Below are 14,257 nucleotides of genomic sequence, written 5' to 3' on the forward strand. Positions count from 1 at the left end.
TCGTTAAGCGCAACAGAGCATTGCTTTATTTACGTAAATGTGCGTAAATTTGTGATAGAAATCTCGACCGATCAAATTTTTATAGGATAGGAGTCTTTATGAAGCGTTCGACAGACCTGGATGATTTTGACCGCAAGATTCTGCGAGCGCTGCAGGAGAACGCCGATTATTCCATGGCGGAGCTAGGAGACAAAGTCGGCCTCTCCCACACCCCCTGCTGGCGCCGCATCAAAAGACTGGAGGCGGAAGGCATTATCCGCGGTCGGGTTACACTGCTGGACCCGCGCAAACTGGACCTGGGAGTCACAGTATACTGCTATGTCACAATCCACAACCACGACGAAGAATCCCTGAATAATTTCGAGTCTGCGGTTCAGGATGTCCAGGAGGTAGTAGAGTGCTATTCAACCAGTGGTGACAAGGACTACGTACTGCGTGTCGTCGTGGATAGCGTAGAGCACTATGAGCAACTACTAAAGCGCTCCCTGGTGCACTTGCCCAACGTGGCCTCGGTGAACTCCACTTTCGCCTTAAAGCAGGTGAAGTACACCACCCAGCTGCCTCTCTGAGGAAGATATAAGTCAGAGCCCCTGCAATCAAGGGGCTCTTGCGACATTCTAGGCCTGCGACGGCAACTGGTTTAACAACCGGTCCAATGCCTGCTGCATCGTCAGTCCATCACAGTCCACAGTAATGTCCGCATATTCCCGGTACAGGGCTTGCCGTTCGGCAAACAGGGCCTCAAAAGTCTGCCCCGGAGCCTTGGCAATTCCGCGGCTTTCATAATTGTGAATTCGCCTGCGCAATTCCTCAGCGGAACACTCCAAGAACACGATTGTGCCAAGCTCTTTCAAATTGGCCATACCCTCTTGGCTATACACAGCGCTGCCGCCAGTGGCGATCACATGGCCGGGCAATCGGGCAGCAGCGATCACCTCGCCTTCAATAGCCCGCAGATTCAGATAGTCACTTTCAGCCATGATCTCCTGCAAGGTTTTTCCCTCCCGCGTCTGGATCAGTACATCGGTATCGACAAAATCCAGGGCCAATTCTTTTGCCAGTAAAATACCCAAGGTGCTTTTACCAGCACCCGGCATACCAATCAGAACAATGCTTTTTCTTTTTTTCATCGGTTCAAATAATCAAAAATAGATCAGGCATATTTTTTAATCGCCACGACGAGGGAAGAATACAGAGCGCAACCAGCCGAGCAGGCCATTGCCTTTCAACATCATTTTATCAAGCTCATCCAGATTGTGTGCTTGGCGAAAGGCATCTGCAAACAATGCTTCACGAGTAATCATTCGCCGATTGGGGTTGATGGTTTTTATCGGTTTTGCGGGATTGCCAGCCACCACAGTATTTGCGGGGACATCTTTGGTAACCACACTGCCCGCTCCAACCACCGAATTATCCCCAATCTTCACCCCCTTACATATCGTCGCGCTATCGCCAATCCAAACATTATTCCCCAGACGCACTGGTGCGGTGCAGCGAAAAGGTCTGGTGCGATTGTAGAGACCATGCCAATCCGAATCGGAAATATACACATTGGCGGCAATCATACAGGCATTACCAATTTCTATTGACTGCGCTGCAGAGATACGCACTCCCGGAGAAATCAGCACATAATCACCAATAGTAATTAATGCCTCGCCACCCTTATGGCCAAATGTGGTAAAGCGGATACACTTTTCCGCGTTGGAAATTAAGTGGGGGTAATTACCAATACGAATATTGCTGCCAAAAACGTGGACTGATGAGGGGTCCATAACCTCGGGCTCAACACCCACAGCATCAAATTGTGGCAGTAGAAAATACTCTGTGCGCCAGTTGCGCCAACGCAACTGCAAGCGCTTCATCCAATAGGGTCGGTGGTCCTTACGCATACATTAAATTCTGTTTGATTCGACATTAGAAACAATGGAAATCGCAATTGCTTTTGTGAAAGTGGCAGTTTAGTGTTTGGGCCACAAAAAATAGCAAGCGGTTACCCATGTCCATTAAATTGCCTATCGATATTCGAGCCATCAAAGGATTTCTCGCTGCCCACGAGGGTGAAGCACTTTACCATCTCGCCGCAGAGGCCAGTGGGCTGGGTCCCTGCCTGGAAGTCGGCAGCTACTGTGGGAAATCCACCGTCTACATAGCCACCGCCTGCAAGCTCACTGACAATGTAGTCTTCGCCGTGGACCACCACCGCGGCTCAGAGGAGCATCAACCCGGTGAGGAATACCACGACCCTGATCTCTTCGACCAGAGAGCCCAATTAATGGACAGCTTTCGCAACTTTCGCGCAAATATCCGCACAGCGGAACTTGAAGACTGGGTAGTTCCTGTTGTGGCCCCATCAGCTATCGCAGCACGCCACTGGAATACGCCGCTCGGTTTGGTGTTTATCGATGGCGGCCACTCCCTGGAAGCGGCAATGACCGACTATCGCAGCTGGTCTCGCCATATCGTTCCCGGCGGCTATCTCGCTATCCACGACATCTTCCCTGACCCCGCCGATGGCGGCCAGGCCCCCTACGATATTTACAAGTTAGCCCTGGCTTCCGCTCAGTTCGAGCTCGTCGAAACTGTGGATACTCTGGGCATCCTGCGTCGCATTTAAAGGCAGCCGCACGGAAGTAAATAAACCACTTGCCGGCGTCAGGTCGGCGAGTGCATCCGCCGCCAGCAACATCGCACCCACCGTCCAAGTAGTTTTCTCTTCCGGCCAAACCGCCTCATCCCGATAGACATAACCGGTCCAATAGCCACCATCGCTATCCTGCCAACGGTGCAGCCCCCGGTAAATAATCTCAGCACGGGAACGCTGCCCTGCGGCTAACAACGCCATAGTCAACTCACAGGATTCCGCCACCGTAACCCAGGGCTCATCATTAACACACCGGCAACCCAATCCCGCCACAACAAATTCATCCCAGCGCTGCTGCAGACGAGCGCGAGCGGCGTCACCGGAAAAGGCCCCGGTTAAAACCGGATAAAACCAATCCATGGAAAAACGTGCCTTGCTCTCCCAGGTGCGATCAAAACGTTCCGGTTTGTAGCGTAAAGCCTGCCCCAGAGCTTGACGCCCTCGCTCCCAATTAGGGTGGGCAATGCCCAGCTCGCAGGCAATATTGATGGCGCACTCGAGGCTTTTGTAAACTGAGGAACAGCCGGTGACCAGCGCATCCTTTTTAGGTTGACCTGCCTCATCTACCGCCCAGTGAATTTCCCCGTGCTCGGTCTGCAATGCCAACACAAAATTAATAGCGCGTTCAACCATCTGCCAGTAGCGGCGCAGAAAACCCTTGTCACCACTAATCAGGAAGTAGTGCCAAATGCCGGTCGCTACATAAGCAACGAAATTTGTCTCGCGGCGCTCACGATTATCGACTTCACCATCTTTATAAGCCGCCCACCAGCTGCCATCAACCAACTGGATATCCGCAAGCCAGCGATAAGCCTTTTCCGCAGCGACAAACTCGCCGGCAATTGCCAGGCCCATGGCCGCCTCGACGTGGTCCCAGGGGTCGGCATAGTGCCCCTTGAACCAGGGAATAGAGCCATCATTTAATTGCTGGGAGAGGATATAAGCCGCACTGTCACGGACAAACCCATCGGGAAACAGATTCGTGTTTTTTACTGGGGGAATCGCCATCTCACTCACGGGGTCACCTCGCCCGCCAAGCGCAGTGTCTCCGGCGCTTCTTGTTCTGTTTTGACAAAATAAAGCGCAATACTTTTACCTAACAGCGGATTCAGTAATTTTTCTGCAACACGGGTGAGCGTCGGTTGTTTCATCAAATCCCAAACCAATAGGCGATGATAGGCAGCAACTAGGCGGGAGCCTGGTTTATCCCAAAACAGGCACTTCAGCCACCAGTATGGGGAATGCAAAGCGTGGGCCTTGTGGCGGGCAAAATGACGATGTCCTAACGCCTCTATACTCCCTCGAAGTTCTTTTTCACGGAAAATACGAATGTGGCCACCTTCCACTTGATGATATTCATCACTGAGTTTCCAACAGATCCATTCGGGAAAGTAAGCTGGCACGGTAGCAGCAAAAATACCGGAAGGTTTTAATACCCGATCAATTTCTGCAAGGACCGCCTTATAGTCCTCGATGTGCTCCAGCACCTCGGAACAGATCACCACATCGAAAGTGCTATCGGCAAAAGGTAGCTGCAGCCCATTGGCAACCCCAAACAACAGGCGCCCTTTCGCGTGCTCGGGACTAATAAAGGGCTCTGCTCGCTCACTGGCTGTTCGCACATCGTCAAGGCACAAATCGATACCGTAGACATCCACCTCATCGGTGATCATCAGGTGAATAGAGTGGCGCCCTTCACCACAACCGAGGTCGAGGACTTTTTGACCGGGGCAGAGGTTTAAGTTTTGCGGATCTACTGTAATCATTAAGCCGCCTCCACACCGCTAATATTTGCGCCAACCAACTCTGACTCATCCTGTTGTTGCGCTGTGGGCTCGCCCAAGATTTCACGGTAGTAGGCCACTAGATTCGCAGCCGCCAAGCTCCAGGAGAATTTACTCTCTATACGAGCCCTACCTCGAGCCCCCATATCTGCTTGTAAGGATTTATCCGCCAGAACTCTGCCAAGCGCCTGGCCCAGTGCCCGCTCATCACCGGCCGGCACAACGATACCAGCATCACCGACGACTTCGGGCAATGCTCCGCCATCGCTGGAAACCACCGGTGCCCCGCAGGCCATAGCTTCACCGGCCGGAAGGCCAAATCCTTCGTATAGCGATGGGCAGGCAACCACTGTCGCACTGCGGTAGCAATCCACAAGCTCCTCATTGGAAATGCCCGAAACGAATTTAACCGCTTCCTGTAACTGCAACCGATGTAGGAGTTTCTCGGTATCACCGCCTTCTCTCAAGCGCCCCACAACCAATAATTCCAGGCCGGAAAACTCTTTGCGCAGTTCGGCCAGGGCCCTGAGTAACACCCCCAAACCTTTGAGCGGCTGATCCGCCGATGAAGTTGTCATAATCCTGAGCGGGTGGCGCTCAACTTTATCACTGGCGCTGAATAATTCTGTATCGATACCGTTGTAAATCAGGTGTATCTGCTCTGGCGCCACACCAAATTGCTCGATGATATCCTGCTCAGACTGGCGCGATACCGTCACAATATGGCGCAACTTTCGCGAAACCTTGATCTGCATATTCAGAAAGTTATGCCAGCGGCGCACCAGCAGACGAAGGCGCCAATCTGGTGCCGCATCCAGCGCCAGTTGACGATCACGGGTAATAGGATGATGAATAGTCGCAACTACCGGCAGCCCACTGTTCTCGATATCCAGCAGGCCGTAACAGAGTGATTGATTATCGTGCACTATGTCATAGTGGCGGCCGTGTTTACGCAAGTACCTGGCCACACGACGACCAAACGTATAGGGTTCGGCAAACCCCCCAGTCAGCTTGCTCCACCACTCAAAGAAATCAGCCCAGGAAAGCAAGTGTCTCGCTCTCAACGCGCGAGATGGCCGCTCAACCTCATACAGGTTCAGCCCGGGCATCTTGATCAACTTTACGCGCGCATCCAGCTCCGGGTAGGGTTGGCCTGAAATAACATCCACTGAATGCCCTGCATCAACCAACGCCTTGCTCAGGTAGCGAAGGTAGATGCCCTGGCCACCACTATGTGGATTGCTGCGATAACCTAATAGACAAATTTTTAGCGGCCGTGTCTTGCCAGCCATTGGACCGTCTGCACAATTTCCCAAGGCGGTCATAGATTCCCCGTATGCTTGTTCTGAGGCCCGCTTATCTTCAATCAAACGCGCAACACTGTTCTGGGCCATGCTGCGGCGGTCGATTAATCCGGAGCCTTACGCTGGTAAAGCGGAAGAATACACTGGCGTGGAAATGACTGCTAGGCAGAAGCTGTCCACACTATTGGCAAGTCTGACCGCTATGTGGCTTCCCAAGCCAAGTCAAAAGTCACTGTTGACGCATAGCTCCCCTCGAAAAATAATTTGCCCCCGGATTTAGAAAAACCGGCCCTGGCCCCCAGCTTGGCGACTAATTACCTATTCCCAGAAAAACGAGCATCAGGGCAAGTGATAAAACCCGCGATGGCGCATGAAATAACGGAAGGAGATATTTGGGGGCAAAAAAATGCCCGCCAAATGGCGGGCCAGGTTTCTCGAACACACTTTCAGGAGGAGAGTTTCAAGCGCGTTACGCACTTAAATTTAGGTATAGCAGAGTATTACAACTCGCCGCCGCTCCTGTCGTAAAAGCCGTTCAGTATTCATGCCGCAGGTACCAGAGCACCCCGCGAGGCAGCGCTAAACACGGTGTAAATAACTCTGGTATTCCACATCGGTAACCCGTGCGCCGATTTCTGATTGTTCCTGGCGCTTAAGTAACAGAAACAGCTCGACAAAACGCGGATCAAGGTACTCACGCCACAGAGGGCTCTGCTCAAAGCGCTTGAGTGCATCGCCCCAGGTATTGATCAATTGTTCACTCTTAACCTGGTAGGCATCACCTTCCACCGGGGCCGGCGCTTGCAATTGGTTTTCCAGACCGTGACACACTCCCGCCAGAATACCCGCCAGGACCAGGTAAGGGTTCACATCCGCTCCGGCAATCCGGTGCTCAATACGACGCGCTTCCGGGTTACTGGCAGGAACCCGCAGTGTCGTGGTGCGGTTATCATAACCCCAGCACAGGTTTAACGGTGCATGAGAACTCTCCTGGAAGCGACGGTAAGAGTTGCTGTGCGGCGCAAAAAACGCCATCGCATCATTGGCAGTTGCCAACATGCCAGCCGCTGCCTGGCGCAATAAGTCTGAGCCCTGCGCGCTGCCATCATCAAAGACATTTTTGCCAGAGCTATCGATCAGACTCATATGCACATGCATACCATTGCCTGCCTGGTCTCCAAACGGCTTAGCCATAGTACTCACGCGGAAACCATGACTGCGCGCTACCCCTTTCAGCAATCGCTTGAAGAGCAGGGTCTGGTCCGCAACCTTGACCGGATCTGCACTGTGCAACAGGTTAATTTCGAACTGACCAGGCGCGCATTCAGACAACACGGAATCCGCCGGAATCCCCTGTTCCTCACAGGCAGCTCGAACATCGGCAAAGAAATGACGCTGTGCATTCAGCTCAGACAAGTCGTACACATCTGTGGAGGGTACCAGCTCGGCATCGTTGTCACTGACCGGGCGCGGCCGCGCCAGGTGGTCCACTTCATCCCGCAGCAGGTAGAACTCCAACTCGGTGGCACAAACCGCCGTGTAACCGAGCTTTTTCAATCGATCTACCACCCGTTGTAATTGCGCGCGTGGGTCGGCATAGAGAAAAGAGCCATCCGCCTCATGTAGCTGCATATGCAGCTGGGCGGTTTCCTCGCGATGCCAAGGCGCCAGACTGATCGGCGACACCGGCAAGCAGACGCCATCGCTATCGCCACTGGCAAATACCAGGGGACTGTCTTCAATATCGCGCCCCCAGATATCCAGGCTGACGGCGCTGCGCGGCATTTGCAGGCTTCCCTTGAGCAGTTTTTCCGCAGCCTCGGCAGGCAGCCACTTACCGCGGGGCACACCATTAATGTCAAACATAAAGCCTTCAATCCACTTTAAGTCTGAATGCTCTGCCAGGAATTTACGCGACTGTTCCAGCAGCTCTGGCTGGGCAGTGAATTCTTTTTCTTGAGACATAAGTTGCCTGAGGTAGTCCAGTCAAACCGCAGAAGCGGCCCCAGGCCGCCAACCATTCCACCACCGGTGGACAATGAGTGACAGTCTAAGGCCGCTTCTACAAAGAAGGTGCGATACAGCGAGTCTACGCCAGTGCTTTAGCAGTGTCGTCCAGAGCTCGATGTGCCTTTTCCACCAGTTCATCCACCTGCTCAGTGGTGATAATCAGTGGTGGTGCGATAACCATTGCATCCCCAACAGCGCGCATTACCAGGCCATGTTTAATACTCTGGTCGCGACATACTGCACCAGCAGTACAATCATCATCGAAGCGGGCACGGCTGGACTTGTCTTTCACCAGTTCCAGTGCACCAACCATGCCCAGGCTGCGCGACTCACCGACAATTGGGTGCTCAGCCAATTCGGCCCAGCGCTTGGCAAGATAAGGGCCGGTTACATCGCGAACATTCTCGATAATTTTCTCGTTGCGCAGAATGTTAATAGTTGCCAAACCCGCCATACAAGCCGCCGGGTGTGCTGAGTAGGTGTAGCCGTGGGTAAATTCACCACCCTTACTCTTGATTACCTCGGCAACACGATCGCTCACCATGGTACCACCGAGGGGGAAGTAGCCATTGGTTACCGCTTTGGCGAAAGTCATCAGGTCGGGCTTGATACCATAGTAGTCGGCGCCGAACCACTCACCGGTACGACCAAAGCCGAAGATCACTTCATCCATCACCAGAAGGATATCGTACTGATCCAGTACCTTCTTCACTTCCGGCCAATAGGTTTCCGGTGGAATCACAACACCACCAGCGCCCTGGACCGGCTCGGCAATAAAGGCGGCTACTTTCTCGGGTCCAAGCTCCTGAATCTTTTCATCCAGGCTGCGTGCGGCCTGAATTCCAAACTCTTCCGGGGACATATCGCCGCCCTCAGCGAACCAGTAAGGCTGCTGTACGTGCTCAATGTAGTCCAGTGGTTGGAACTGCTTATGCATACCGCTCATACCGCCCAGGCTGGCACCGGCGATAGTGGAACCGTGGTAACCGTTCTTGCGGGAAATCACGATACGTTTTTCCGGCTTGTCCTGAAGGTCCCAGAAACGACGGATCAGGCGCAAGTTAGTGTCGTTCGCCTCAGAGCCGGAGCCGGTGAAGAACACATTGTTCATGTTTGCCGGGGTCACCTCTGCCAAGGCATCAGCCAGCTCGATAGAAGGCACGGTAGTGCACTGGAAGAAGCTGTTGTAGAACGGCAGGGTATTCAACTGCTGATAAATGGCATCGCTAATTTCTTTGCGGCTGTAACCCAGGTTACAGCACCACAAGCCCGACATGCCATCCAGCATACGGTTGCCATCAATATCGGTGATATAGGCACCTTCGGCACTGGTGATCAAGCGGGTGCCCTGCTGGCCCAAGTCATTGAAGTCAGTAAAAGGATGCAGCAGGTGCTCGCGGTCGTGTTGTTGCAGCTCACTTTTGTTCATTTTTCGCTCCTGGCTTTTGCTCTGGGGCTCTACCAACACACTGCACAATCAGTCTGTGTTTGCTCAGTGGAGGGTATCCCTCAATCTGTCACCCGCCCTGTTGTACCGGGCAAAGGGCATAACAAGGCAAATTATTACTACCAAAATTTGTGATCACATTTTAGTGGCGAGACTCACAGAAGCGCAAGATCTATTGATGCCTCATTGCAACCTTAAGGTCGAATAGGGTTGAGCAAGCGGAATTGTGCGGGACTAAGAGGTCATTTTCAGGCCTGACAACATCAATCGAGGCAGAAACCGTGGGTAACGGTGCCTGAAAAGTAGTGGTCCCTGGCCACTAGAGAAGTTCCTCTGCAGAAATGGAGCCCAATCCTTCCTCAATATCCTGTCGAATAGCGAGACGAACCTTCTCCACACTCCCTCCGGCAATCGCATCCAGCAGGTCCTCATGGCGGTCCGGCAGCTCTTGAACGCCGAAACGCTGGAATACAAGGTGCTGCAGAGGCGCTGTCTGCAGCCACAGGCTTTCGATCAGGGAAAGAATGATATGGGGCCGACCCAGCCGATAGAGGGTAAAGTGGAAGTCGAGATTGGCCGTCACATACTGCTCTATATCCTTTTGCTTTAATGCAGCAGTCACCCGCTCATCCAGCTCGCGCAACTGCTCTAGTTGCACGCCCTGCACATAAGGCAGGGCCTGCTCAGCAGCCTGGCACTCCAGCGCAACCCGCGCCGCACAGATTTCCTCGAGCTTTTCCGGGGTCATGGTGGGAACCGTGACACGGCGGGTATCTGACAGTTCCAGTGCCCGCTCAGAGGTCAGACGCCGCAGGGCCTCACGCACCGGCATGGGGCTACAATCCAGTTCTGCAGCCAGGCCACGAATAGTAATCGCATGCCCTGGTAAAAATTTTCCGCGTAAAATTGCGTCCCGCACCTGGAAGTAGACCCGTTCCTGGGTGGTGCGAAACTCCTCCTGCGGACGGTTAAATTCCTGCACCATATTCATGCGGCCCTGACCTGCTGTAATTTGTGTGGAATTTCATCGGAGCCGACTTCAATAAGATGCTCCTCCGCACGACCACTCTGCCAGATTTCATGGAAATCATCGGCAACCTGCCGACTCAATTCCACTACCCTTTTCCAGTAACGCACCCGCTCATCTGGGCCCAGTTTGTAAAAGTCATTGCGATCCGGGATCTTGCCATAAGGCAACCTCTCAACAAATGCAGGAGAAGGAGTTAGTACCAGGGTGGAAGCCATGGCATCACCACGCACACGGCGCCAGGAAAGTCCTTTATCAAACCAGCCCGGTACCATAAACGGGAAAAAGTGGGGATAGAGCACCAACCCCTGGGGGTGCTGGAAACGCAGATCAAAATGGTAGTCGGTAATGCCACCATCGCGATAGTTGCCTCGTGGCGCACCAGCGGGGTTCTGCACACCTGCCATGACCAGCGGGATAGAGCCACTGGCTAGGACTGCCGCACAAACATTTTCAGCACAAAGTGCCGTATTCACCGTACTCAGGCTGCCAAACTGCACCGAAGCATCGCTACCAGAGTGAAATACCACCCGCTCCCAGAATGCTCTGAGACTGTGCCGGGACACCACATTGGCAAGGGCCGACGCAAGCAGGGCCGGGGCCAGGAAAGTACGTCTCTCACTGGCTAGGGGGCCGCGCCCACGGACAGTGACAAAATGACTGTGCCACCGCGGGTTATTCACTACCTCATGAGCTCCGCTTTCACCTAACACATCGAGCAGTATTCGCTCTCCGGCAGCAGTAATCTCCGCCGGAGTCGGTTTGCCAGACGCATAACTCTGATGGATATAGCCGTGCTCCAAACACTCCAACGCCGCAAGAGGCCTCTTCATGGCGTAACACATATTGCGGAAGCTACCAATTGAGGAGCCCAGCGTCGTTATAGGTTCATGGCGACCTTTGAAGAACTCCCCCATCAGCACCCGGTCCAACTGACTGATCACCAACCATTTGGGGCCTCCCGAGGCGCCAACCAGGGTTGAGAACTGCCCCTGGTGCAACCCCTCTTCGCGAATCTGGCGCGCCGCGCTTGCCCCGGCCAACAATATGCAACTGGAATTCTTCACAAAGTGTCTCTTAAGCTATCCATTCAGGCGCAAGTGTACTGGGTTTAACTCCCATGGGAATTACCACTCGCCAGTATTCTCCATCGACTGCCAGGGCTCCTGCGGAGCTAACGGCTTTCCATTCTGTAACAATTCAATGGAGATACCATCCGGTGACCGGACAAAAGCCATATAGCCGTCGCGGGGTGGCCGGTTAATGGTTACTCCAGCATCCATCATACGCTGGCAAACGGCATAAATATCATTAACTCCATAAGCCAGATGACCGAAGTTACGTCCACCACTATAGGATTCCGGGTCCCAGTTATAGGTAAGCTCCAGCATAGGGGCCTTTTTCTCGCGGGCGGCATCTACATCCTCCGGTGCCGCCAGATATACCAGAGTAAAGCGACCCTGGTCATAATCGTTTCGCGTCACTACCTGCAACCCCAACTTTTCACAATAAAATTTCAAAGATTCTTCCAGGTTGGCCACGCGGACCATTGTATGCAGATACCTCACCCTCTACTCCTTCCTGTTCACAGGATCTAAAAATCGCGAAATAATAAATAATTCAGTAACGCACGGCGAAAATAAATGTATAAGAAATTCTATAGAGCCTTTTCACAAGCACCCAGCGGCAGTCCCTCCGCCATGCTGCATATGGCCTGCCATTCACACCACTATTGGCCCGACGTCACTCTTGAGGCAGTACAGCAATACTGGCACGATGCAGCGTTACTCGCCGATGATAAATGGGGGCCAATTTTTCAAGAAAAAATACCTGCCTGGCAAAATGCCGTAGCACGTACGCTGAAACTCCCGGCCCCCAACCAGATCGCCATTGCGCCCAACACCCACGAGCTGGTTTATCGACTAATCAGCGCCTTCAATCCCGACCAGCCACTGCGTATTCTCACTACCGACGGTGAATTTTACAGCTTTACACGCCAGTTGCAGCGACTTGAAGAACTGCCCAACGTAGAAGTTACACGGATTCCTAAAACACCCTACGCCACACTGGCAGAGCGCTTTGAACAAGAATTACATGGCGGGGAGTATCACCTGGCCTATGCCAGCCTGGTATTTTTCGATTCAGGCGTAGTATTCCCCGAGCTGTTGCGTATTGCCGAGGACAAGCCCACTGAAACTCAGTTTGTCATTGATGGCTACCATGGATTCTATGCAAGACCTATCGACCTGAGTGGTATAGCAGACAAGGCTTTCTTTACTGCCGGTTCCTACAAGTACCTGGGCGCTGGTGAGGGACTTTGTTTTATGAGTATCCCAACCCAGTGTAACTTGCGGCCGCTCAATACCGGCTGGTTCGCCGAGATGGCTGAGCTTGAGAATCGCTCGGAAAGTGTTGGCTATGGAGACAACTGGCTGCGCTTCGCAGGTGCCACTATGGACTATTCCTGCCTGTATAAAGGTTTGGCAATTTTCGATTTGTTCAGGCGCGAGGGCATCACTGTAGACAAAATCCATCGCAATGTACTCAATGCCCAATGCCGCTTCCTACAGAGCATGGATAAGGCCAACCACCCATTACTAAACCGGCAACACCTAATCCACCACGATCTTGAGCGAGGTCATGGCCACTTTTTTACTTTCGATTGCGGCACAGCTGAAAACTCAGAGAGGTTACAAAAAGAACTAAAAGCCCGCGCGGTACTATGCGACAGGCGCCAACATCTTCTGCGCCTGGGTTTTGCCATCTACCACGACGAAAATGAAACGTATCAGCAGGTATTTGGCACTCCCAGCAGAAATTCTCAAGTATCGTTGCAATGATCAACACACTGCACCGGCCATCCGCCTGAAAAGACTCGAATGACCCATACTTAAGCGGGCGATTTGGCCATCAAACAGTTTGAAAATGGGTGATTCTGAGTCTGATTATGAAACTGCACCTCCTTAACCCAAACACAACAGAATCGATGACGTTGCTCATGGCGGGCGCCGCATCAAGGGTTGCATCACCTGGTACCGAAATCATACCAACTACCGCCAAGATTGGTTTTCCTTACATCTCAAGTCGGGTTGAAGCCGAGATCATCGCTAGCGACGTCTTTGAGACGATCGCCGAGCACCACACCCAAGTAGATGCAGTTATCATCTCTGCTTTCGGGGACCCAGGTCTCATTGGCGCCCGTCAATTATTCGACATTCCGGTGATCGGCGTTGCTGAAGCGGCCATGCTGACCGCGTGCTCACTTGGCCAACGCTTCTCAATTGTCACATTCAGCGACCGCCTGACAGAATGGTTTTGCGACGGCGTGCGGCGCGCCAGTCTCGAACAGCGCTTCACAGGCATTCGCCTACCCCGCGAGGACTTTCAATCTATCGAAACGGTACAGGAGGAGCTTGGCGAAACCTTGGTGAAACTCGTCGAAGAAGCCGTGCTTATTGACAAGGCAGATGTTGCAATACTCGCCGGAGGACCGCTTGCAGGACTTGCGGCTAAGGTTTCTGAACGCCTGCCAATCCCGGTCGTGGACCCAGTACCAGCCGCAGTTGTATTAGCAGAGGGGCTTGTACGGCTCCGCCCCGGCATTGCCCGTGCGGGCGGGTTTGCGCGCCCACCCGCGAAGGACACATTCGGCCTCCCCGACAAACTCGCCAGGCGGATAGAACATACTGACTGAGCTTTCTTCCTGGCTCCATGCTCCTAATACCGCCCCCTCTCAGTTGTTCTGGTCAGTGGAATACGGGGATTGGATTTAGTCTGCCAGCTTTCTTTTCCAAACTAACTGCGGCCTGTGTTTTTGCCAACCGATTCAAGGCTGGAACCGATGACTAGCTCGCAGTACAAAGAGTCCACGGAAACTCTCATTTTCGATTGCGGTACAACAAAAAACTCAGAGAAATTACAAAAAGAGCTTAAAGCCCTCGCTGTATTTTGCGACAAGCGTCAACACCTGCTGTATTTGGGTTTTACCGCTGCTACACCGAAAATGAAACTTACCAGTAGTTATTCCACTCTGACTAACCAGGC

General features: G+C 53.0%; 14 protein-coding genes. 4 read left to right on the forward strand and 10 right to left on the reverse strand.

The window, feature by feature from the left end; genetic code table 11:
* The first annotated feature begins 98 nt into the window (after positions 1-98).
* Positions 99-569 (forward strand): Lrp/AsnC family transcriptional regulator, encoded by a 471-nt coding sequence (locus GL2_RS21145; RefSeq protein ID WP_020413378.1) that lies wholly within the window; start codon positions 99-101, stop codon positions 567-569.
* A gap of 48 nt (positions 570-617) precedes the next feature.
* Here GL2_RS21145 and GL2_RS21150 read toward each other — a convergent pair whose 3' ends face one another.
* Together GL2_RS21150 and GL2_RS21155 are read right to left on the reverse strand one after the other, a co-directional pair.
* A complete protein-coding gene (locus GL2_RS21150) occupies positions 618-1,130 on the reverse strand; it encodes a shikimate kinase (protein WP_143732693.1) in 513 nt (170 codons plus the stop codon).
* Positions 1,131-1,166: 36 nt separating this feature from the next.
* Positions 1,167-1,889: a DapH/DapD/GlmU-related protein gene (locus GL2_RS21155; protein WP_143732694.1), complete on the reverse strand. Its 723-nt coding sequence runs from the start codon at positions 1,887-1,889 to the stop codon at positions 1,167-1,169.
* A 107-nt stretch (positions 1,890-1,996) separates the two neighbouring features.
* Here GL2_RS21155 and GL2_RS21160 point away from each other — a divergent pair, with 107 nt between their 5' ends.
* Positions 1,997-2,614: a class I SAM-dependent methyltransferase gene (locus tag GL2_RS21160; protein ID WP_143732695.1), complete on the forward strand. Its 618-nt coding sequence runs from the start codon at positions 1,997-1,999 to the stop codon at positions 2,612-2,614.
* Here the strand turns inward: GL2_RS21160 and GL2_RS21165 are convergent.
* From GL2_RS21165 to GL2_RS21200, 8 genes are all read right to left on the reverse strand, one after another.
* Positions 2,543-3,649, reverse strand: a complete 1,107-nt coding sequence (locus GL2_RS21165) for a prenyltransferase (protein ID WP_172621262.1) — start codon at positions 3,647-3,649, stop codon at positions 2,543-2,545. The two genes, GL2_RS21160 and GL2_RS21165, sit on opposite strands and share 72 nt — an antisense overlap.
* A gap of 5 nt (positions 3,650-3,654) precedes the next feature.
* A complete protein-coding gene (locus GL2_RS21170; RefSeq protein WP_143732697.1) occupies positions 3,655-4,407 on the reverse strand; it encodes a class I SAM-dependent methyltransferase in 753 nt (250 codons plus the stop codon).
* Positions 4,407-5,819, reverse strand: coding sequence for a glycosyltransferase family 4 protein (locus tag GL2_RS21175; RefSeq protein ID WP_232053705.1), 1,413 nt, complete (start codon positions 5,817-5,819; stop codon positions 4,407-4,409). Before GL2_RS21175 ends, GL2_RS21170 begins: the two co-directional genes overlap by 1 nt.
* Positions 5,820-6,308: 489 nt before the next feature.
* The gene (locus GL2_RS21180; protein WP_143732698.1) at positions 6,309-7,694 is read right to left on the reverse strand and encodes a glutamine synthetase family protein; all 1,386 of its coding nucleotides are present in this window, start codon (positions 7,692-7,694) and stop codon (positions 6,309-6,311) included.
* Positions 7,695-7,818: 124 nt separating this feature from the next.
* A complete protein-coding gene (locus tag GL2_RS21185) occupies positions 7,819-9,168 on the reverse strand; it encodes an aspartate aminotransferase family protein (RefSeq protein ID WP_143732699.1) in 1,350 nt (449 codons plus the stop codon).
* Positions 9,169-9,505: 337 nt separating this feature from the next.
* Positions 9,506-10,177, reverse strand: a complete 672-nt coding sequence (locus GL2_RS21190; RefSeq protein ID WP_143732700.1) for a GntR family transcriptional regulator — start codon at positions 10,175-10,177, stop codon at positions 9,506-9,508.
* Entirely contained in the window at positions 10,174-11,280 is a 1,107-nt protein-coding gene (locus GL2_RS21195) for a hypothetical protein (protein ID WP_143732701.1), read from the reverse strand. The genes GL2_RS21190 and GL2_RS21195 overlap by 4 nt, the downstream gene beginning before the upstream one ends.
* A 60-nt stretch (positions 11,281-11,340) precedes the next feature.
* On the reverse strand, positions 11,341-11,781 hold the full coding sequence (locus GL2_RS21200; RefSeq protein ID WP_143732702.1) for a VOC family protein: 441 nt from the start codon (positions 11,779-11,781) through the stop codon (positions 11,341-11,343).
* Between the two features lie 75 nt (positions 11,782-11,856).
* Here GL2_RS21200 and GL2_RS21205 point away from each other — a divergent pair, with 75 nt between their 5' ends.
* Both GL2_RS21205 and GL2_RS21210 read left to right on the forward strand, forming a co-directional pair.
* Entirely contained in the window at positions 11,857-13,053 is a 1,197-nt protein-coding gene (locus tag GL2_RS21205) for a hypothetical protein (protein WP_143732703.1), read from the forward strand.
* A gap of 107 nt (positions 13,054-13,160) precedes the next feature.
* Positions 13,161-13,907 carry an aspartate/glutamate racemase family protein gene (locus GL2_RS21210; RefSeq protein WP_143732704.1) on the forward strand — a complete coding sequence of 249 codons (747 nt, stop codon included), beginning with the start codon at positions 13,161-13,163 and terminating at the stop codon, positions 13,905-13,907.
* The last annotated feature ends 350 nt before the right edge of the window (positions 13,908-14,257 follow it).

It is taken from the genome of Microbulbifer sp. GL-2 (genome assembly GCF_007183175.1).
In the GTDB taxonomy this organism is placed as follows: Bacteria; Pseudomonadota; Gammaproteobacteria; order Pseudomonadales; family Cellvibrionaceae; genus Microbulbifer.

Excerpts from the sequence above, each read along its gene's own strand:
- GL2_RS21145 (WP_020413378.1), top strand. The coding sequence starts at position 99 with ATGAAGCGTTCGACAGACCTGGATGATTTTGACCGCAAGATTCTGCGA.
- GL2_RS21150 (WP_143732693.1), bottom strand. The coding sequence starts at position 1,130 with ATGAAAAAAAGAAAAAGCATTGTTCTGATTGGTATGCCGGGTGCTGGT.
- GL2_RS21155 (WP_143732694.1), bottom strand. The coding sequence starts at position 1,889 with ATGCGTAAGGACCACCGACCCTATTGGATGAAGCGCTTGCAGTTGCGT.
- GL2_RS21160 (WP_143732695.1), top strand. The coding sequence starts at position 1,997 with ATGTCCATTAAATTGCCTATCGATATTCGAGCCATCAAAGGATTTCTC.
- GL2_RS21165 (WP_172621262.1), bottom strand. The coding sequence starts at position 3,649 with ATGGCGATTCCCCCAGTAAAAAACACGAATCTGTTTCCCGATGGGTTT.
- GL2_RS21170 (WP_143732697.1), bottom strand. The coding sequence starts at position 4,407 with ATGATTACAGTAGATCCGCAAAACTTAAACCTCTGCCCCGGTCAAAAA.
- GL2_RS21175 (WP_232053705.1), bottom strand. The coding sequence starts at position 5,819 with ATGGCCCAGAACAGTGTTGCGCGTTTGATTGAAGATAAGCGGGCCTCA.
- GL2_RS21180 (WP_143732698.1), bottom strand. The coding sequence starts at position 7,694 with ATGTCTCAAGAAAAAGAATTCACTGCCCAGCCAGAGCTGCTGGAACAG.
- GL2_RS21185 (WP_143732699.1), bottom strand. The coding sequence starts at position 9,168 with ATGAACAAAAGTGAGCTGCAACAACACGACCGCGAGCACCTGCTGCAT.
- GL2_RS21190 (WP_143732700.1), bottom strand. The coding sequence starts at position 10,177 with ATGAATATGGTGCAGGAATTTAACCGTCCGCAGGAGGAGTTTCGCACC.
- GL2_RS21205 (WP_143732703.1), top strand. The coding sequence starts at position 11,857 with ATGTATAAGAAATTCTATAGAGCCTTTTCACAAGCACCCAGCGGCAGT.
- GL2_RS21210 (WP_143732704.1), top strand. The coding sequence starts at position 13,161 with ATGAAACTGCACCTCCTTAACCCAAACACAACAGAATCGATGACGTTG.